Genomic DNA, 19,013 nt, shown 5'->3' with positions numbered 1-19,013 from the left:
TTTGAACATTTGCCAATGTAGCACGCCACACTCACCTGCACACTTATGTCATTGTAAAAACGTGAAAAAAGTCGACGTGCTACGCATTGATTTAGGCCATCCAGATCCTTGCTAGAATGCCCATTGGCGTTGTAACGCCTGTGGTGATTGAGCTCACCTCTCCATCTTTTAACACATAGATGGTCGGGGTCACGCTGATACTCCATTCTTGCATGATGGCGCTTTTCGGATCGTTGATGTTATCGAACTGGTAGTCTTTAGACTGCATGAACTTTTGCACCCGTTCTTGCGGGCCAGACGCACCAGATACCGCAACCACTTCATAGTAATCACTCAACCAACTCACGCTTGGGCTAACAAACTTGCACGCCGGACACCACGTTGCCCAAAAGTACACCACAACGGGTTCTTCATGGCTTTTGGCAATCACATCGACAAATTCGCCATCGGCCATGATCGCACTCAGAGGCGGTGCTTGCTCTTTAGGGATGTCTTTAGTGCGATACCAATCCATGGTGACCGAAATCACGGTCACCATAAGGACGAGTTGTAGCGCTTGACTGAGCCAGTATTTGAGCGACTTGCGCTTTTTTACTGTGTTCACTTAATTGCGCCTCCACTTGCTTGTTCGATTGCTTTCACCACTACATCGTCAGTCAGAATCACAGGCAAAGGAATACCCTCTGGCGCTGCTGGTCCATAGACAATATTGAATGGCACGCCAAAGCGACCATGAGCACGTAGGAAGTCCGTTACCGAGCTGTTCGGATGCGTCCAATCGCCTTTTAACGTCGCCACGTTAGGGCTTTGCAATAGTGAGTAAACCGGATCTTGCCAGATCACACCAATCTTGTTGGCTTTACAGGTCACACACCAATCTGCCGTCACATCGACAAATACCACACGACCATTTTTCACGTGCTCAGTGATGGCTTCGTTAGAGAGTTTTTCCCAAGCCAAATCTTCTGGCAATGGCGTAGCCCAATGATTTGCAGTCACACTGCCTAACACCAAACCACCAGCGATCAGAATCAAAGAGGCGCTTCCTGAGATAGCTAACGCTTTGTTGCCATAAATATGCTTCACACGTGCCATGATCACGATAAACGCTACCAAGCCAATCAAGATAACCCAGAAGATTGGTAAGTGGTTTGCCATCAATGACAACAACCAAACGCTAGTTGCCAGCATCATGATGCCAAAGACGATTTTTACGACATTCATCCACTGACCCGGTTTTGGCAGTTTTAAGGCAATACCTGGGAAGATCGCCACTAAAATCCATGGCAGCGCCATACCAATCGCAAGTGCGGTAAAGACTGCGAATAACGTGATGACATCAGCACCTAATGCGAAAGCCACCGCTGTGCCAAGGAAAGGTGCAGAACAAGGCGTTGCTAGTAGTGTCGCAAACATGCCTTGAACGTAATGCCCCACTAACGAGTTATCACCTTTTGACGCCAACCAAGTATTGGTACCTGAAGAAAGACGAATCTCAAACAAGCCCAACATATTGGCACCGAACAGCGCAGTAACTAAAACCATCACACCAAGGAACCAAGGGCTTTGGAACTGTACCCCCCAGCCAATGGCGCTGCCTGTAAGCTTAAGCACCAAGATAAAGCCAGCTAAGATCCAGAACGAAGTCAAAATACCTAATGAAGACGCGATGAATTGCGTGCGAATTTGGCGGCGTTCTACACCCTGCGCAGCAACAATACTACTTAGCTTCATGCCCAGAACCGGTAACACACAAGGCATGATGTTGAGAATCAAGCCACCGAGCAACGCAAATAGGAAGATGCTCACCAGTGATGTACTTGGCAACGTCTCTGTGATCAATCCTGTTTTAACAGGTGCCACTTCTTCTGCTAGCAAGTTGCTGTCTTTAATTGAAACAAAAACCGATTGGTTATCCAGTTCCACATCACCCAGCCACGTGTTTACTTTGTAGTTTGCTGTCAGGGTATTGCCTTCTTGGTGCAGCCCAAGCAGTTTGAAACTGTAATCGCTGGTGTTTTCATCGACACCATCAACCAGCACCTCTGGTTTTTGCCAACCTTGTGAATTGGTCAGTTTGATTTGTAGTTTAGATTGGTTTGCATCCCAGTTTGCTTCTGTCACATCAATAAATGGCGAAGCTTGAGGCACACTGCTCACCGCTTGCGCATAGCTGAACATCACACCTTCATCGACTTGTAAGTCAGAAGGCATGAAGGACAATTGAATATGGTAATCCGTCAGGACACAAATCGTTGTGCACGAAGAAAGCGTCAATGTCGCATCAATCGTCACAGGTTTAGTCATATCTTCAACGTGCAAGGTCATCGGGAAAAGCGTGTCGCCTTTGTAACCCAGCGTTTCAATACCAAGCAGTTCATATTTCTGCGGATATGGCCACTGCCAATCCACCTTAGTTAGGTTTTGTGATTTTTCCCAATCAATGGATGGCGCAACACCGCCCTCGCCCGGCGAACGCCAGTAGGTTTTCCAGTCGCCGCTCAATTTGACATCGAGATATCCCGTCAGCGTTTTTGCTTTAGGATCGTGTTGGCCAGTAAGGACAAAGCGCGTTTGCACAGGTGGATGCTGCGGGTTGGTCAGCCATCCCGTGTCTGTCGTTTGTGCTTGGGCAATTAGCGAGAATAAGCTCAGTGCCAGCGTCATGATAAGCATCAACGCGGCTTGAGTCGTTTTTTTCATGTGGTTCATAGTTATTCCTAGTTAAAAACAAGTGTAGAGAAAAACTGACGATACGAAACTCGTCAGAAATCACTTGTCATTCGCGGAATACACACAGGGTGAGATGGACTCGATACTTTTGGACTATCGGTTCGGTCCATTGTCTTTTGCTAGCGAACGCACAACAGCGCCACACGACAAGCGCAAGAATGCCAACAAATAATACAACGACCAAGGTTTCCAGTTGTTGCTGAGCAAATTGAATCAGCTTTTCAGACAATTCACATTTACTCGTGTCATGCCCTTTTTCTGCTTTTACGATTTTAACTTCATCGCCAATGAGCACAGAGGCAGAGCTAGAGTCATATTGCATAGCACAACTGAACATCAAGCCAGAATTTTTCATCAAGCACACAACAATCACCCAGCCGATTAGTGCTAGGAACCATTTTCCCTGTTGTCGGGACGCGGCAGATTGTAGAGTGGATGAGTGCATTCTAACTTCGATAAATGTGGAAACGCGGGAAATCATACGCAAGTTAATATAAACCTCAAGTAGTATGATTTTTTGAACAGCGCGTTTTCGTAACTAACTGTGATAGTCTTATGACTACCGTTTCTGTAAATAATTCAACATGCTCAATAAAGTTAATCTTGCTGATATTCGCTCCTTCGTTTTGATCGCTCAACTGGGTAACTTCACCAAAGCGGCAGAAGCGCTTTCCGTCTCTCGGTCTCATGTGTCTCGCCAAATCAGTGGACTTGAAGCACAAATGGGTGTGACCTTACTGACTCGCACCACGAGAACATTACGCCTCACTCACGCTGGCGAGCATTTCTATCAAGAGTGCGAAAAAGCGCTGCACGACATCGACCAAGCGTTAATCGCTGCTGTTGACGATACTCAAGAAGTGCGCGGCTTGATTAGAGTAAACTGTGTGGGTGGCTACATCGGTGAAGACATCATTGCTAAATACGTCAATGAGTTCATGTTGGAATATCCAAACATCACCGTAGATTTGGATTTCTCTTCACCACGTATTGATTTGATTGAAGACCAATTCGATGTCGCGATTCGCATGGGCGAGTTGGAAGACGCAGGATTCGTCGCACGCAAATTGATGATGATTGATATGGTTACGCTTGCAAGTCCGAACTATCTCAAAACATACGGCGAACCTGTCACGCCAAAAGAACTGGCGAAGCATCGTACTCTGACAGGCTCAGTCACTCGCTGGAGTTACCGTAACGTGGCTAACCCACAAGAGCACAGCGATGTCATCGTGAAAGGTAATCTACGCTGTAAAAACGGACGCGCGCTAGTAATGGGCGCGCTATTCGATAACGGCATCATCCGTGTCCCTCTCAGTTATTGTGATGACGAGGTCGAACAAGGCAAACTGGTTAAAGTAATGCCAGAATGGGAAATTCCGTCTGTACCGCTATCAGCGATTTACCACCGTGATCGCTACCAACCTAAGCGTCTGCGTACCTTCATCGATTTCGTCAAAACCAAATTTGAACAAGACTTTTAGTACACTTTCGAGCTCTAAACTAAGTCACAAAAACGCCTCCATCTGGAGGCGCTTTATCTTAGTGACTAAATTGAGTTGGGGTACTTAAATGAAAACGTGACAATTATGCTTGTGCTGGCACGCTTTCAACTTGAGTTTGTTGCTCAGCTTCTTCTTTGTTGAAGCCTTCGTGTAGATGGTAGTAACGTTGGTAAATCACGCCACTGATGGTCATCATGATTGCAGGTAGACCAATCATCATAAATTCTAAGCCCATAATGGTGCTTGCTGATTGCTCTACGTTTGGTACGTAACCCACAACAGACAGACCAACACCCACGATGAAGCCACCTGCTGCGCCTGCGAATTTCACAAGCATCGTTTGTACAGAGAAGATAACGCTCTCGCTACGACGACCTGTTTTGTGCTCACCGTAGTCCACAACGTCAGCCAGCATTACAGTTTGCAGCGCGTTCGCGATACCTACACCGAATTTAATTGCCGCACCCGCCATACCAATCATTAGCGCGTTAGCTGGAGCGATGAAGCCCATCAATAGTAGAAGTACGCAAGACAGAATTGGGAAGCCACAAGCGATAGGCCATAGAAGCTTACGTGGTAGTAGAGAAGCGATACGAGGGAACAAGAACACACCCGCCACTTCTGCTGCGCCTGCAACCGCCATGTAAACTGGGAATAGCTCCGCATTGCCCAACGCGTAAGAGAAGTAGTAAATCGCAAAGCCACCAACCAATAGGTTCGCAATTTGGAAAGACAGAACCGTGCCGATTAGCGCTTTAAGCTGGTCGTTTTTACCGATGATAGTCAAAACGTCTTTGAAGCTGAATTTCTCTGCTGGTTTTGCGTTAGCTGGTGCTGCTTTCTCTTTTACGTTACGAGCAATCAAGAATGCGCTCATTACAAACAGAACCGCAATCAGCATCGCAACATTGAAGAAACCGTCGCCTTGGTTGCCGTTACCTAGTTCACCCACGATGTGCAGACCGTAAGTACCAGTAATGAACCATGCAAGGCTCGCGAACAGACGTGGCCATACCACCAATTTTTCACGTTCTTGGCGAGAGCTTGATAGCGCTGGAATCATTGACCAGTAAGGGATATCCATAATGGTGTACGTTAGACCCCAAAGGATGTATGCCGCTGCTGCGTAGATGTAAAGCGTAGTACCTTCAAACATGTGAGTACTGAAAAGGCCAACCAGTACTACTGCGTTTAATAACGTACCAATCACAATCCAAGGGCGGAATTTACCGAATTTTGAGCGCGTGTTGTCCACGATCACACCCATCATTGGGTCAGTAATCGCATCAATAATACGAGCCGCTAAAAAGATGGTACCAACGAAAGCAGCAGACAAGCCGGCAACGTCAGTGAAGTAGAACATTAAGAAGATGTAGATAGGTGCACAGGCAAAGTCTTTACCGAGTGCGCCAAGACCGTAGGACAGCTTGGTTTGTAGCGTAATTTTATCAGACATAATAGTTCCTTAGTGTCGTACTGCTATTCATTCCCCTAACTAGAATTCATAACGTCGACGTCTTTTATTTATATTTCGATGCTAATGCTACTCACACACTGAATGCCTTACTGTGATCAAAAACCGCTTTATGGAAACGTTTACAGGCAAGTTTTCAAAATGAGACATCGAACAATATTTAGACCTATTAATGCAAGGAGATCGTGTTATTTACGCCATTTTATCAACACTTTACGCTCATTAAGCATGAGAACGATTTCAAAACGGCCATTTAAAACCAACGCAAAAAGCCGTACAAACCTGATGTCTGTACGGCAATAGAAAACCAATGAGAAACGATGAAATCGTCTAAATAGATATGGCTTAGTGAATACGTTCGAACTTCACCAACATGGCACTTTCCGCGTCAAGGATTGGCATGGTTAAGCCAACCTCTTCACACCATGCGCCAGAAAGCTCACAACCAGATTCAGTCCAAGGCGGTTGGTAATTCACGATGTCATCGTAGTTAGACGGTTTATCCAATACCGTCACTCGATATGTCGCTTGTGGATCCAAACCCGGTACGCGCAAATGCCCACTTAAAGAGTTCGTTGGCATCGCGAGCTGAGCGATCATCACCACCGCTTCCGATTGATCGTTTGAAACAACCGCATGAATTTGATGCGCTTTATCGTCCGTTGGAATTCGCCAAGTTCTGCCGCTGTGTAGCAATGGGCGCAGCATCTTGTGCAGCTTGATGTAGCGTTCAAAGCCTTCTTTTTCCGCTTGTTCTTCTTTCACTGGGTCAAGCTCAATCCCCATGTGACCGAACAGTGCCGTAAGCCCACGGAACTCGATGCTGTGACGACGGCGCGTGCTATGACAATGGCTTGCACCAATATGGCTGCCCATCACTTCTGGCGGGAAGAAGTAGCTCATACCGCGTTGAATGGTTTGACGCTCAAGTGCGTCGTTATTGTCTGAAGCCCAGAATCGATGCGTGCGTTTCAGAACCTCAAAATCAATACGACCACCACCTGCCGCGCAAGATTCAATCTCGACTTTCGGGTGCTTTTCGCGAACTTTATCAACTAACTGGTAGTAACGTTGGGTTTGATTGTGCGCCGCAGCCTGACCTAAGTGCGCTGGCTGAACGACTTCGCGGTTCATATCCCACTTGATGTAAGCAATGTTGTAAGTCGAGAGGAAGTGATCCAATCGCTCAAACAAGAAGTTAAACGCCTCATCGTTTTGTAGGTTAATCACGTATTGGTTGCGACCAGTTGGCTGATCGTAACCGTTTACAGCCAGTAACCAATCAGGATGAGTACGGAACAATTCGGAATCTTTGTTGATCATCTCTGGCTCAAACCACAAACCAAATTCCATGCCCAATTTATTTACGTGTTCCACAATCGGGTGCAAGCCATTTGGATACTTGGCTTCACACAGGAACCAGTCCCCTAGCCCTGCTTTGTCACCATTACGCCCTTTGAACCAGCCATCATCAATGATAAAGCGTTCTACACCCATCTCTGCGGACTGAGTTGCCATCGACATGATGTATTCTGGATCGTGGTCGAAGTAGATGCCTTCCCACGTGTTGAGGTGGATCGGGCGAGGTTTGTCCGTGAAATCACTCGGCAAAATCGTTTCACGCACATGAGAGTGGAAGTGATGGCTCATACCATTCAAACCACAATTACTATGGCTCGCGTACAGCCAAGGCGTTGTAATGCTCTCACCTTCTTTTAGCGCAACTTCACCAGGTAGGTAAATAACTTCAGCCTGCATGTAACGGCGGCCATCGGCTTTCACGTCTACGCGCAATCTGTGGTTACCACTCCATGCGAAATGGAAGCCCCACACGTCGCCATTCATTTCATCAAAGTGAGTCGTACCAGCAACAAGCGCAGGATAATGCTCATGAGAAGTACGTCCACGACGGTTTTCTTGTTGGTAGCCGCCTTGCAGCAATGGTTGGCGAACCGTTTGGAACTCATGAACCCAGCGGCCGTAGTAAGTCATCAGCTCATTCGCACGAGCTGGTAAAGGCAACGTATTGGCAAGACGGTTCACATGATAAACGCCTGCTTTTTTGTTGGTGAGCGTATGACGCGTTTTCACTACATCGTTGCTATCAAGCTTAAGCTCGGTTTGTAAACGAAGACCTGCGATCGCATCTTCGCTCTCAATCACAATACTGTCTTGCTGTTGTTCAATATGGGAGATGACAAACACTGGAGCCCAATCTTGACCATCGCGATGCCCTTCCACACCAGGGCTGCTGAAAACGCCACGACCAAGCTCTGGGTGTAGAGTCATGGATACGTCGCTGTCCAAACGACCGTATGGCACGGGACGATGTAAAGCCATGCGGAAACCATTAAGGTCACCACTCACTTTTTGTCCCCAATGCAGAATCTCTGCATATTCGCCCAACTCTACAATCAATTGAGTTTGCTGACCGGTTAGCTCAATCAGTGTTTTGTCCGTCATCTTGTCTTACCTTGAAACTGGAAATTACGCTGCATCATAATGAAAAAAACAAAATAATCTGTGAGCCACACCAAAATCATGGAAACGTTTACAGTTAATTTTTCAAACTTGTGCCATCGCCCGCTACGCCTTATTCCTTCTTATATTACGCAGCGATCAGCTCCAAAAACCTCAGATTCTTTGGTAATTGAGTTCTTTAAAGCACTGCACGTAAATTCGAATACCAAACTGATTTATAAAGAATTTTTCGTTATTTAATTCATCGCCTTACAACAACAAAATCATAAATAAGGTTACAGACCGCTCAGTTGAACTCCTCACCTCTTGAAGTGGTTAACCGACAACCGTATTCTTGAGGCTTCGAGATTCTTTATGAAGTGTCTCTCTTGGGTCCTAACTCAAAATCCCAGTTTGACGATACCGCAAATGCTCGTGTGCAGTGCGCCCGCGAACCACTTGTTGTATATGCTTCCTTGTCTCACATGCCCAGTTGATTTCAATTGGGCTCTCTTTCCTCTTCTTCCTAATAACTTCCTTTTCTTAGAAAAAATCCAATTTAAATCATCACCTTAAATAACATCGACCCCATTATCTAAACCCAAACACAGCCCAACCAAAGTAAACGATTCCAACTTACGCGGTTAGAAATCAATCTAAAATCGCGCTTAAAACCTCAATTTAAGAGATCGCAATCACACAAAATAGTAATAACCCCCTCATTACGACAAAAATGCCAACCTCATCATGAAAACGTTTCCAGAGTTTATTTACACTGCGCAGCGAGTTAGGACTCAAACCAATAAAAAATAAATCCATAAAAATAGAATGGAGACACTTCATGAAACAAAAGACGCTTGTAAGAGCGCTTGGGTTAACCCTCGCCCTAGCACCGCTTGCTGGTATGGCTGCAGTGGAGAACATCACTTACTTCGGCTACGCCAAGTGGGGCAACATTTACACCGATAACGATGAACACAATGATGGCAAAGGTGAACGCAACGATGTGATTCGTGCTGGTCAAGGTTACGGTAACTACCGTTTGGGTAACGAACTGAACTGGTGGGAAGCGGGCCTCAAAGCCGACGTTTGGCAACAAGGCGACGCGTACTTTGATACCACACTTTACCTTGGGAGTGGCGAAAGCTGGGGTGACGTTAGCTTGATCCAAATGTGGTCGGCAGGTCATGGACTGTTTGAAGGCCAAGCGGATGCGACTGTTTGGGCGGGCGAACGTTTCTACCGCCGGCATGAAGTGCACATGATCGACATTAAATACTGGGACACATCGAGCACAGGTATCGGTATTGAAAACTGGGATCTTGGCTTTGCTAAAGGTCACATCGCATGGATGGCGCCAAACTCTAGCGCAGATGGCCGCAGCTTACACAACATCGACGCACGTTTGAGCGGCATTGAACTGAGCGACAGTGCAGATCTTACGGTCGGTTTGAACTATGTGTTCACACAAAACTCTAGTTATGACGAAAGTGACATCACCACTTCTGGCGCCATGCTTTCTGCACTTTACCGTCAAGCTTGGAACTATGGTTCAAACACATTCGCTTTCCAATACGGTACGGATGCGCTTGCGGGCGGTTTGATGAGTGCTGAAGGCGGCTCAAACCGTAAATACAACACAGGCGTTGAGCACGATGGTTACAGCTGGCGTATTTTCAACTCTGGCGATCTTAACGTGAATGAAGATTTCCAAGTGATGTACTCCATCGCTTACCAAGACAAAAACCTAGATAACAACGAAGGTGAGAAATGGTTCAGCGTGGGCGCTCGTCCTCAATACAGTTGGACAGAATACATGGCAACCGCACTTGAAGTTGGCTACGAATCAGTAGAAGCGCAAAACGGCGCTGGTACTAACGACATGTACAAAGTGACGGTGGCGCAAATGTTCCAAGCAGGCAAAGGCGTTTGGGCTCGTCCATCACTGCGCTTGTTCGCGACCTACTCAGAGAAAACCGATGAGTGGAACCGTGGCGGCGAAGTCTACGGCCATGCTCGCAGCACTGGTGGACAAAACGTCGATGAAATCACCTTTGGCTTTAACGTCGAAACATGGTGGTAATCCAAACCCGCTACTATTTATGAACCCAACGGGGTGAGTAATACGCTCACCCCACAAAGGACAACGCAGATGAAACTAAAACCGCTAGCAACTCTATTCATGGCTCTGTCTCTTGGCGCGTGCAGTGGATTACCAGAGCAAACCTTTAATACCGATTTGAGCCAACCACAATGTTGCTCAACGTTAGGTGCTTTGCCTCTGACCGCCCTATCGATTCCTTTCCACCAGCAAGTGGTTATAGATGCAAATCTGCCAAGTGTTAGCAGTGCGGTTTTACTTTCTTCAGATTCTGCCTCATCCAAACCGCTCCCTGTGATGAGCTATCAAATCACTTCTGACGCGCCATTTTCGCTACTTGTTCGCTCTTATGTTGATAACAATGCGTTATTTGCTGCGAACGTTCTTATTTATGACGCGAAGTGGCAGCTTCTATCCGATTACTCAGCAAAAGACTTTAACTACCACACAACGGGCATGCGTGGCCTAGAGCGTGTTGAACAAGTGATCACGGTGAACCCACAACTTAATGGCGCGAAATACGTGGTCATCGCTTCAGATTCGACACTGCTTGGCACCGAATTGACTCGCAAGCACCCAGAAGAAGTTTACGCAGAAACACAAAACGTCATTGGCAGTAAACAGCTTCCCCTCACTGCTCAGTTCCAACCTTTTGGCGTTATTGATGTTACGGCGAGTGCCTCCGACAATAACGCGGTATTAACGCTTTTGGCGGAATTGGGCACACAAACCAACGACACCGCAAAAGCAGAGTTAACTCCTGCCGCATCGCCTGAAGCACAAGATGAATGGACGTTGTACCAATCTCAAATCGATGCAGCGCTCAAAGACAACGACGTAAAACAAGCTGCGGCGATTGCCAACCAAGCAGCTGAGCAAGGCTTTACCCAAGCAAAAGATTATCTCGTGAAGCAATTAGCGAAATAACGCTTCACAACAAGAACAAAGACACTCTCGCTACGGGCTCAAACTCCGTAGCGAAACAAGATTAGAAACAAAAAGTTAAGTAGGAAAACCATGAAGGCATTTTCAGAAATTCTCCAAAGACGCGACTGGGAAAACCCGCAATCAGTGAACATTCACTGTCTTAAGGCTCACAGCCCTCTTTCCAGTTTCCGCGATATTGACCATGCCCGCGACGGTATTCAAGCCCAGCGTCAATCGCTGAACGGACAATGGAAATTCAAACTGTTTGATACGCCAGAGCAAGTTGACGGCGAGTTCATCGAGTCACAATTCAATGACAAAGACTGGGATGAGATTACTGTCCCTTCAAACTGGCAAATGCAAGGTTACGACAAGCCTATCTACGCCAACGTGAAATACCCATTCGAAGTAAACCCGCCGTTTGTACCAAGTGATAACCCAACGGGTTGCTACCGCACTACCGTGTCACTTTCAGCAGAAGATTTAGCCAATACGCAGCGCATTATCTTTGATGGCGTGAACTCGGCTTTCCACCTTTGGTGTAACGGCACTTGGGTTGGCTACAGCCAAGATAGCCGCCTGCCTTCTGAATTCGACCTAACGCCTTACCTTGTTGCGGGTGACAACAGCCTAGCCGTCATGGTGATTCGTTGGAGTGATGGCAGCTACCTAGAAGACCAAGATATGTGGTGGCTAAGTGGCATCTTCCGCGACGTGACTCTGCTATCTAAACCACAACACTGTATTGAAGATGTGTTCATCACGCCAGATTTAGACGCATGTTACCGCGATGGTTCACTGTCGGTTGTGACTTCGATTTCTGCGCCGGACACCTACCAAGTTCAAGTGCAGCTGTTTGATGGCGAGCAAGCCGTGACAGAGCCTCGCATCGACCGTCCGCACAACCGTCGCATTGACGAACGTGGTACGTGGGATGACGTGGTATTTCAAACATTGCACGTACGCGAGCCAAAGAAATGGACAGCGGAAACACCGAACCTTTACCGCTTAGTTGTTTCACTGTTGGATGAAAATGGCACGCACTTAGAAAGCGAAGCGTACCCTGTGGGCTTCCGTAAAGTCGAAATCACCGATGGCCAATTGAAGCTAAACGGTAAGCCTTTGTTGATCCGCGGCGTGAACCGTCACGAACATCACCCAGAGCTTGGTCATGTGATGACGGAAGAAGACATGATCCGTGACATCTGTTTGATGAAGCAATACAACTTCAACGCGGTACGTACGGCGCACTACCCGAACCACCCTCGTTGGTACGAACTTTGTGACCAATACGGCTTGTACGTGTGCGATGAAGCGAACATCGAAACGCATGGCATGCAGCCAATGAACCGCCTATCGAGCGATCCACAATGGGCGCACGCTTACATGAGCCGCTACACCCAAATGGTGATGCGCGATAAGAACCACCCTTCGATCATCATCTGGTCTTTAGGTAACGAATCCGGTCACGGCAGCAACCACAATGCGATGTACGCTTGGTCTAAAAACTACGACCCGTCTCGCCCAGTACAATACGAAGGCGGCGGTTCAAACACCACGGCAACCGACATCATTGCGCCAATGTACGCGCGTGTTAATACGGTCATCGAAGACGAAGCCGTGCCTAAATGGGCAATCAAGAAATGGGTATCACTACCAAACGAAACTCGTCCTCTGATTTTGTGTGAATACGCACACGCGATGGGCAACAGTCTGGGTAGCTTTAATGACTACTGGGATGCGTTCCGCGATTACCCTCGCCTACAAGGCGGCTTTATTTGGGATTGGGTGGATCAAGGCTTGAGCCAATGGGATGAAAACGGTCAACACTTCTGGGCTTACGGCGGCGACTTTGGTGATGAAATCAATGACCGTCAGTTCTGCATCAATGGTTTGATCTTCCCAGATCGCACGGTTCATCCAACGTTGGAAGAAGCAAAATACTGCCAACGCATGATCACCGTATCACTGCAAGAACAAACCAAAGAAGCTTGCACACTGTTGGTTACTAACGAGAACTTGTTCCGCGCGACCGATAACGAGCAATTGAACTGGTCTCTGTTGGAAAATGGCAAAGTGATTCAAACCGGTTCATTGGCGCTTAAGGTAGAAGCGGACAGCCAAGCAAGTATTGAGATTGCCCTTAATTTCACGCCAAAAGCGGAAGCGCAATATCACTTAAATACCGACATTACTCTGATTGCTGCAACGCCTTGGGCAGACGCAGAGTACCTAGTCGCTTCTGAGCAAATGTCACTACGCAATACAGCTGGCCTTGCTCTGCCAACATTAGAAACGCAACCAGCGCCAATGCTAACGCAGCAAGACAACAGCATTTTGGTGTCTAGTTTGGATGAAAAACATCAATGGCGTTGGGATAGTCAAACTGGCTTGATGACCGATTGGCGTATCGATGGTGAAGCACAAATGCTTGCGGCACCACAAGATAACTTCTTCCGTGCACCACTGGATAACGACATCGGTGTGAGCGAAATCGACAACGTCGATCCAAACGCTTGGATGTGTCGTTGGGATATGGCGGGTATCGGCCAGTGGGAACGCCAATGCGTCGCTTGCCACAGTGAAACTCTGGCACATGCGGTGAAAGTGACCTCGACGTTCGCTTACCACTTTAATGATGAAGTTCAGGTGATCACGACTTGGACGCACACACTAAGCAATAACGGTGAGATGGCATTGGCTGTCGACGTGAAGCTGGCTGATGATTTACCCCCAATGCCACGCATCGGTTTGGAATTCGAACTGCCGTTGAATGAGCAAAACGCGCCGATAACATGGCAAGGCTTAGGCCCATTTGAAAACTACCCTGACCGTTTGGCAGCAGCGCGCTTCGGCCAGCACACACAAACACTTGAGCAAATGCACACGCCATACATTTTCCCAACCGACAGTGGTCTGCGCTGCGGTACGCAATGGTTGAAGGTAAATGAATTAGAAATCTCGGGTGACTTCCAGTTCAGTGTGAGTCAATACGCTCAGCAGCACTTAGCAGCAGCGAAACACACCAACGATTTGGTCGCAGAAGAGAAGATTTACGTGCGCCTAGACCATAAACACATGGGCGTTGGCGGTGATGACTCTTGGAGTCCAAGTGTGCACAAGGAATTCCAGTTAACGGACAATCAATACGCTTACAAAGTGACGTTTAAACCAGCTCAGTAATCGATTCATAACCTGCACATAAAACACGTCAGTGTGGCTTAGTCCCCAAGTTTCGGCTTGGGGATTTTTTGTTTGAGCATAAGTTTTATGCCTGATTTATTGCGCCAGTTTGCCGTAGATGTAAGCCAGCTCTGCCACGGTTTTTGCCGAGAACTTTTTCAACAGGCTTGCGCGATGTACTTCCACCGTTCGCATCGCAATACACAGCTCATCGGCAATGCGAATATTGCGCTTTCCCGCGATGATCAAACGCAGAATGTCTTTCTCTCTTGGCGTCAGCGATTCATACGCCGCTTTAGCACCTGCGATATCCAGATTCGCCGCAGATTGAACTTGGCCTTTCAAAATCGCTTGTGCCAGCTCATCCCCTTTTACGGGCTTTTGGAAGAAATTCACCGCACCAGCTTGCAGCGCATCCACCGCCATTGGCACATCGCCATGCCCGGTTAAGTAAATCACCGCCAGTGGACTTTTGGCTTCATTGAGGATTTGATGCACTTGTTGGCCACGTAAATACGGCATTCGGCTATCCAGAATCACGCAGCCTGCTTGATGGATATCCACGCCATCGAGAAACGCCTGCCCATCGGCAAACGTCGTCACAGAGAAGTCATGTTCTTCGAGCATAAACGCCAACGAATCTCGCACCGACTCATCATCGTCGACCACAAATACGGGCAGTTGCTTATCACTCATTCACTTCTCCTGTGTTTCTTTTTGTTTGTTCTTCGTCGTTGCGTTTTGCATCGGTTGTTTTCATGGTTTGATACGGCAAGGTTAATACCACCAAGCAACCGTGTGGCTGAGTAGATTGGATAACGAATTCACCACCATGCATCTCCATCACATCACGACAGATCGCCAAGCCCAGCCCTAGCCCTTCCTGTTTTGTACTCACAAAGGCGGCGGTTGGGTTCTCATGCTCCAAACCCGTACCGTTATCCAACACTCGAATCGACATACTTCCAGCTTGATAATCCGTGTGAAGCGCAATTTTGCCTTGGTAATTGTTAGGATGATTTTCTGCGTACATCACACAAGCATCTATCGAGTTGTTCATCACGTTCACCAACACTTGCTGTAAACCGACGGCATCAGCTTCGACCCATTGGGGTTGTCCTTCGGTGCTGCGAACCACTTCAATGCCTTGCTTCTGCAAGCGGAAATTCAGCAACTCAACCGTATCAGAGATCAGTTGCTCCACATCGCACGCCGTCATGTCGACACTGCGCTTTTTAATCAAGGTTCGCAGGCGACAAACGATCGCGTCGGCGCGTTCTACTTGCGTCTGAATCTTTTCTAATACCGGCACGATATCTTCATGAGGACGCTTCTTAGCTAATCGTAACAAGCCACCTTCGCTGTAGTTTCGGATCGCCGCTAAAGGTTGGTTTATCTCGTGCGCAAGACTGCTGCCTAATTCGCCCACAATAGCCACTCGTTGTGAGTGCTCTAGCATCTCGCTCTTCTCTTTTAAGCGCAGTAAGGTTTTCTCTAGCGCTTGTTTACTCTTGCTGAAACGATACTCCAGCCAGAAGTGGTAAATGTTCAACACAATAACAAACAGAAACAACGCCCACGCCCATTCTTGATGGAAACGTAGCCAGCGTAACGCCTCTTTCCACCAAGGTTGCTGCAGTGGGTGCAAGTCCATCGCTTGGTAGAGTTTATCTATCGACAACAAACTGACTGGTGATGTCCAACCGGATGCTTTGGCTGCAATCGCAGCGGGATTATCGGCAGGCATCGCAAGTAAGGCTCGACTGATCTTCTTGGCTAATTGAGACGATCCACGCTCCGTTTTCGCAAAGGACCAATTTGGATATAGGGGCGTCGATACTGCACACTCGGTTTGAGGAAGTTTAAGCGGACTTAAAACCCGCAGTTGCCCCTCTTCCAATAGCCCTTCACCTTCCATTTGCTCAACCAAACAAGCTGGAACAACAGCGGCCTCCACATTGTGGTCACGCAGTTGGTACAAGTTGGCATCAATTGGGAAGCCTAAAAAGCGCACATCCGAGAAGAAATCGTTCGGATCTAACCCTTTCTCTATCACTTGATAACGCAATGTGAGGTAGCCACCAAACGCTTTCTCTGACACCGCTGCAATCGGCAAACCGGAAACATCATTGAGTGTGGAATAAGGCGAATCAGAACGCACCACCAGCGCAGAACCGATGCCGTAATTGGAGTTCTCTGGCGCTTGGCTGGTCAACGTCGCTATCCAAGACAGCGCGTACTGACGCCCCAAGCGCACTGCTTGTCCTGGGTTGGTGAGAATGAAGTCCATGCTTTGGTTTTCGACTGCTTTGGTCATGCCATCGAGATCTAACGGATGGAGAACAAACCGCACTTCAGGGATCTGTTGATTGAGCCAGTAAATCGTCGGTTGCCAACGCTGCTCCGCATATAAATGGCCGCGTATGGCTAGCACACCCACATCGACTTGCGGTTTAGAGAAAGCGCTGGAATCTAATGTCTGCGTTGGTGCTGCATGTGCAAAAGAAACCGTGAAGCAGCCGAGCATAAGACTGATAAAAACAATCCATAAGCGAATGAAGTTTAGCGATTTGTTCAGCATGAATTGTTTCTTAATCCTCGGTATTGGGAGCATCAGAATAACAGCAACATAGCGGAATCCACATTTGTTTTAGATCAACTTTGCTCTCGGTATGTGGAAATCCACTATATCGGCAAAGGGCTGCAATTCTGACAATGAAAACAAGCTCTAATCAATCTTAGCAGGTGAGTTATGGATTCCACCAAACGCCGTTTTCTCAGTGCCGTTACCGCAGGCGCTGCGCTGATTCCGATCGCCGGAATTGGCACAGCCACAGCAGGCACTGTGATCAGAAACAACAATGAACCCGACCGAAAAGGCCAAGTCGGTAAACGCTACGCCATGGTTGTCGACTTGCGTAAATGCGTTGGCTGTCAGGCTTGTACCGTCGGTTGCAGCATCGAGAACCAAGCCCCTATTGGCCAGTTCCGAACCACAGTAAAGCAGTATGAAGTCACCCTCGATGATGGCTCAACCGCAACAGAAGAAGTGAAATCTTTCATGCTGCCGCGCTTGTGTAACCACTGTGATAACCCGCCGTGTGTGGCCGTTTGTCCGGTGCAAGCCACCTTCCAACGAGAAGACGGCATCGTGATGGTCGATAACAGTCGCTGCGTGGCGTGTGCATACTGCGTTCAGGCTTGTCCTTACGATGCGCGCTTCATCAACGAAGAGACCCTAACTGCGGACAAATGTACTTTCTGCGCACATCGCCTCGAAGAAGGTTTGCTGCCTGCTTGCGTGGAAACGTGCGTCGGTGGTGCCCGTGTAATTGGTGATATCAACGATCCGAACAGCGAAGTTCGCCGCTTGGTGACTGAGCACCAAGACGACATCAAGGTGCTTAAGCCAAACGAAGGCACCAAACCCCACGTGTTCTACATCGGCATGAATGAACGCTTCACTCAACACATTGAAGGTCAGCCTGCGATTTACGATCCACAAGGAGAAAAAGCATGAACATAACCGAAGTGCTCGTACAGCCTCAGGCCATCGCTTGGCTTCCGTGGGCGGTGCAATATTTCTTCTACATCGGGTCGGCTTATGCGGCAGCTATTTTGTTCTTAATCGCGCTGTTGTTTGAATCTCACACTAGCCATCGTCTGCGTGCTGCCTTGGTGCTTACTCTTGCGATTGGCGCGATCGTTGGCCCTCTCGCGTTAACAGGCGACCTCCACCAGCCGGGGCGCGCGTGGCATTTCTACGCACATTTAACCCCATGGTCTTGGATGTCATTAGGTTCGTTGTTCTTACCACTGTTCTCTGGCTTGGCTGTGGCAACGGCATGGTTGTATCTGCGTAATGATCTGATAAACCTAGAAAACCATCCGGGCAAAGTATTTCCGCTACTTGCTAAGTTGTCATTGGGCCGTTGGAAAACTAGCCGTAAACTGATGATTACCACAGCGATAGTCACTGTGTTGTCTGGCCTAACTATCGCACTTTACACAGGTGCAGAGATTGCTGTGGTGGAATCACGTTCACTTTGGCATCAACCCGCATCACCTGTGCTTTGGTTCGTTACCGCGTTTATTGGTGCGGTTGGTTTTACATTGCTCCTTTGGCTTCTGATCCCTTTAAAATCTGAACGCTTTACCTTTGGTGATACTCGCTTGCTGCGCCAAACTACCGCAATTAGTGGTGCATTATCGCTGTTGTTGATTCCTATCTGGGCATCTAACAATGCCAGCTCATCCCTTTACGCTTCTCCATTATGGGTACAGCACATCGCATTGCTAACGTCTTTGCTGTTGGGTAGTGTGCTGCTTGCACTGTTTACACTGCGCGATACCAATCGTCACTTCATTCGAGTGTTATTCATGTCTGGGATGGCACTGACCACAGCGTGGACTGTTCGTTGGATCACCATGATGGAAGTACAAACCATCGCCAAGTTCGACGTCGGCCCTTACCCATACGATTTGCCTATGGGCAGTAACGGTTTGCTTGGCATCATCGGCATGTTTGGCCTATGGATTGCGCTTGCATTGCTTGGCTCGGAACTGATTCAACCAAAGCGTGAATCGGCACCTTCAACCCTAACTCAACACTGATATAAGAGGATTTCAT

At 47.9% G+C, this 19,013-nt stretch carries 13 protein-coding genes; 6 read left to right on the top strand and 7 right to left on the bottom strand.

Annotated features, from left to right (window positions below; translation table 11 throughout):
* Positions 1–91 precede the first annotated feature (91 nt).
* From C1S74_RS16630 to C1S74_RS16620, 3 genes are all read right to left on the bottom strand, one after another.
* A complete protein-coding gene (locus tag C1S74_RS16630; RefSeq protein ID WP_045395721.1) occupies positions 92–604 on the bottom strand; it encodes a protein disulfide oxidoreductase in 513 nt (170 codons plus the stop codon).
* Positions 601–2,712, bottom strand: a complete 2,112-nt coding sequence (locus C1S74_RS16625; RefSeq protein WP_045395719.1) for a protein-disulfide reductase DsbD family protein — start codon at positions 2,710–2,712, stop codon at positions 601–603. The genes C1S74_RS16630 and C1S74_RS16625 overlap by 4 nt, the downstream gene beginning before the upstream one ends.
* A 67-nt stretch (positions 2,713–2,779) precedes the next feature.
* The gene (locus tag C1S74_RS16620; protein WP_045395716.1) at positions 2,780–3,178 is read right to left on the bottom strand and encodes a hypothetical protein; all 399 of its coding nucleotides are present in this window, start codon (positions 3,176–3,178) and stop codon (positions 2,780–2,782) included.
* A 139-nt stretch (positions 3,179–3,317) separates the two neighbouring features.
* On the opposite strand from C1S74_RS16620, the gene C1S74_RS16615 reads away from it, so the two are divergent.
* Entirely contained in the window at positions 3,318–4,217 is a 900-nt protein-coding gene (locus C1S74_RS16615; protein ID WP_045395713.1) for a LysR family transcriptional regulator, read from the top strand.
* 103 nt (positions 4,218–4,320) lie between these two features.
* Here the strand turns inward: C1S74_RS16615 and melB are convergent, their stop codons facing one another.
* Positions 4,321–5,694, bottom strand: a complete 1,374-nt coding sequence (melB, locus tag C1S74_RS16610) for a melibiose:sodium transporter MelB (RefSeq protein ID WP_005438913.1) — start codon at positions 5,692–5,694, stop codon at positions 4,321–4,323.
* Between the two features lie 363 nt (positions 5,695–6,057).
* Positions 6,058–8,175 carry an alpha-galactosidase gene (locus tag C1S74_RS16605; protein ID WP_045395710.1) on the bottom strand — a complete coding sequence of 706 codons (2,118 nt, stop codon included), beginning with the start codon at positions 8,173–8,175 and terminating at the stop codon, positions 6,058–6,060.
* Positions 8,176–9,013: 838 nt separating this feature from the next.
* Between C1S74_RS16605 and C1S74_RS16600 the strand changes: the two genes are divergently transcribed.
* From C1S74_RS16600 to C1S74_RS16590, 3 genes are all read left to right on the top strand, one after another.
* A complete protein-coding gene (locus tag C1S74_RS16600; RefSeq protein ID WP_045395707.1) occupies positions 9,014–10,255 on the top strand; it encodes a carbohydrate porin in 1,242 nt (413 codons plus the stop codon).
* A 69-nt stretch (positions 10,256–10,324) separates the two neighbouring features.
* Positions 10,325–11,200: a MalM family protein gene (locus C1S74_RS16595; protein WP_045395705.1), complete on the top strand. Its 876-nt coding sequence runs from the start codon at positions 10,325–10,327 to the stop codon at positions 11,198–11,200.
* A gap of 90 nt (positions 11,201–11,290) precedes the next feature.
* Positions 11,291–14,383: a beta-galactosidase gene (locus C1S74_RS16590; RefSeq protein WP_045395702.1), complete on the top strand. Its 3,093-nt coding sequence runs from the start codon at positions 11,291–11,293 to the stop codon at positions 14,381–14,383.
* 96 nt (positions 14,384–14,479) lie between these two features.
* On the opposite strand, the gene C1S74_RS16585 is transcribed toward C1S74_RS16590, so the two are convergent.
* Positions 14,480–15,079 (bottom strand): response regulator transcription factor, encoded by a 600-nt coding sequence (locus C1S74_RS16585; protein WP_045395699.1) that lies wholly within the window; start codon positions 15,077–15,079, stop codon positions 14,480–14,482.
* Positions 15,072–16,964 carry a sensor histidine kinase gene (locus C1S74_RS16580; protein ID WP_045395696.1) on the bottom strand — a complete coding sequence of 631 codons (1,893 nt, stop codon included), beginning with the start codon at positions 16,962–16,964 and terminating at the stop codon, positions 15,072–15,074. Before C1S74_RS16580 ends, C1S74_RS16585 begins: the two co-directional genes overlap by 8 nt.
* 171 nt (positions 16,965–17,135) lie before the next feature.
* Here C1S74_RS16580 and dsrO point away from each other — a divergent pair, with 171 nt between their 5' ends.
* Both dsrO and nrfD read left to right on the top strand, forming a co-directional pair.
* The gene (gene dsrO, locus C1S74_RS16575; RefSeq protein WP_045395693.1) at positions 17,136–17,903 is read left to right on the top strand and encodes a sulfate reduction electron transfer complex DsrMKJOP subunit DsrO; all 768 of its coding nucleotides are present in this window, start codon (positions 17,136–17,138) and stop codon (positions 17,901–17,903) included.
* Positions 17,900–18,997, top strand: coding sequence for an NrfD/PsrC family molybdoenzyme membrane anchor subunit (gene nrfD / locus C1S74_RS16570; protein WP_045395690.1), 1,098 nt, complete (start codon positions 17,900–17,902; stop codon positions 18,995–18,997). Before dsrO ends, nrfD begins: the two co-directional genes overlap by 4 nt.
* The last annotated feature ends 16 nt before the right edge of the window (positions 18,998–19,013 follow it).

This window comes from Vibrio hyugaensis, from assembly GCF_002906655.1.
GTDB classification, from domain to species: domain Bacteria; phylum Pseudomonadota; class Gammaproteobacteria; order Enterobacterales; family Vibrionaceae; genus Vibrio; species Vibrio hyugaensis.
This window is presented reverse-complemented; position numbering and strand designations above follow the sequence as displayed.

Excerpts from the sequence above, each read along its gene's own strand:
- C1S74_RS16605 (WP_045395710.1), bottom strand. The coding sequence starts at position 8,175 with ATGACGGACAAAACACTGATTGAGCTAACCGGTCAGCAAACTCAATTG.
- C1S74_RS16620 (WP_045395716.1), bottom strand. The coding sequence starts at position 3,178 with ATGCACTCATCCACTCTACAATCTGCCGCGTCCCGACAACAGGGAAAA.
- dsrO (WP_045395693.1), top strand. The coding sequence starts at position 17,136 with ATGGATTCCACCAAACGCCGTTTTCTCAGTGCCGTTACCGCAGGCGCT.
- C1S74_RS16600 (WP_045395707.1), top strand. The coding sequence starts at position 9,014 with ATGAAACAAAAGACGCTTGTAAGAGCGCTTGGGTTAACCCTCGCCCTA.
- C1S74_RS16615 (WP_045395713.1), top strand. The coding sequence starts at position 3,318 with ATGCTCAATAAAGTTAATCTTGCTGATATTCGCTCCTTCGTTTTGATC.
- C1S74_RS16625 (WP_045395719.1), bottom strand. The coding sequence starts at position 2,712 with ATGAACCACATGAAAAAAACGACTCAAGCCGCGTTGATGCTTATCATG.
- C1S74_RS16590 (WP_045395702.1), top strand. The coding sequence starts at position 11,291 with ATGAAGGCATTTTCAGAAATTCTCCAAAGACGCGACTGGGAAAACCCG.
- melB (WP_005438913.1), bottom strand. The coding sequence starts at position 5,694 with ATGTCTGATAAAATTACGCTACAAACCAAGCTGTCCTACGGTCTTGGC.
- C1S74_RS16585 (WP_045395699.1), bottom strand. The coding sequence starts at position 15,079 with ATGAGTGATAAGCAACTGCCCGTATTTGTGGTCGACGATGATGAGTCG.
- C1S74_RS16595 (WP_045395705.1), top strand. The coding sequence starts at position 10,325 with ATGAAACTAAAACCGCTAGCAACTCTATTCATGGCTCTGTCTCTTGGC.
- C1S74_RS16580 (WP_045395696.1), bottom strand. The coding sequence starts at position 16,964 with ATGCTGAACAAATCGCTAAACTTCATTCGCTTATGGATTGTTTTTATC.
- nrfD (WP_045395690.1), top strand. The coding sequence starts at position 17,900 with ATGAACATAACCGAAGTGCTCGTACAGCCTCAGGCCATCGCTTGGCTT.